The organism is Vibrio sp. 10N.222.48.A3, assembly GCF_041475345.1.
In the GTDB taxonomy this organism is placed as follows: domain Bacteria; phylum Pseudomonadota; class Gammaproteobacteria; order Enterobacterales; family Vibrionaceae; genus Vibrio; species Vibrio tasmaniensis_A.
Map to the genome: position 1 here is coordinate 1 of NZ_JBFRVX010001020.1, position 990 is coordinate 990.

Annotated in this window: 2 protein-coding genes; both read right to left on the reverse strand. The window is 43.8% G+C overall.

Going from position 1 to position 990, the window contains the following annotated elements:
* Positions 1 to 196 (reverse strand): hypothetical protein (locus AB4653_RS23170; RefSeq protein ID WP_372105420.1); only part of this gene is annotated, 196 nt, incomplete at its 3' end.
* The coding region (locus AB4653_RS23175) for an efflux RND transporter periplasmic adaptor subunit (RefSeq protein ID WP_372105421.1) at positions 189 to 990 on the reverse strand (802 nt) is incomplete at its 5' end. The genes AB4653_RS23170 and AB4653_RS23175, both read right to left, overlap by 8 nt.

A 990-nucleotide genomic window follows, 5' to 3' on the forward strand; every position in this document is an offset into this window, starting at 1 on the left:
GTCCGGGGCTAAACGGCGTAAAGGCAGGATCTTCTAAACGGCCCAAACCAAAGAATGCAGACACACCACCAATAAGAAAGATCAGTGATAGCATCCAGCTAATGACCTTATTTCGTATAAAATAAGCCGCCACTCCAGTGATTTGGTCATCACCCTGTTGATCGTCACTTTGGGGCTTGCTATTGACTTCACTCATTGTTCGTCTCCTGAGACAATACTTCCACTGTCATCCCATCTCGCAATCGCGATACGCCTGCAACAACGACATGCTGCCCCATTTCTAATCCTTTGATTATCTGCAATGTTTTCTGATTCGCTTTGCCTAATACGACTTGCTGCTTAGATACTGTATTGTCGTCATTAAGAATCCACACGTAAGAGTTTTGACGAGTTAACTCATCCCCATCGGCATTAAACACAGCCTCAATAGGAATAAGTACGCCTGCTTTTAATTTCAACCCGATATCACGCCCATTTGACGTGACCTCAACGGCCATACCGTCAAGAATCAAATCATCTTCTGGCATAGGCAAAGCAAGCGTGACGGTAAATGTACCTGTGTTTGGATCGGGTTCAGTCGTAAACTCTTTTATCCCCGCACTGTATTCATTCCCACTTGGAACTCTAACTACTGCCTCAATATTCGAGATAGTCGCTTCATTTGGTTGATTTACATAGATTTGGTCAGGCAATTGGATAACAACTTCAACATCCTCAACACTGTGAATATTCACAATCTGTTGGCCAACCTGAATATTTTCGTATTGGTCAACACTGACACGAGAGATAATTCCATCAACCGGTGCGCGAAGCTTAGTAAATGACAAACGCAGTTTTGCCAATTCTAACTCGGCATAAGCGATTTGACGCTGAGCGGCAATCTCATCGAATTGAGACTTAGCCAATAACCCCTTTTTGACCAACGGACTTGAACGTCTGTATTGGCTGTTAATCACTGTGTATCGAGCTTGAGCGTTATCAACGTCCAAC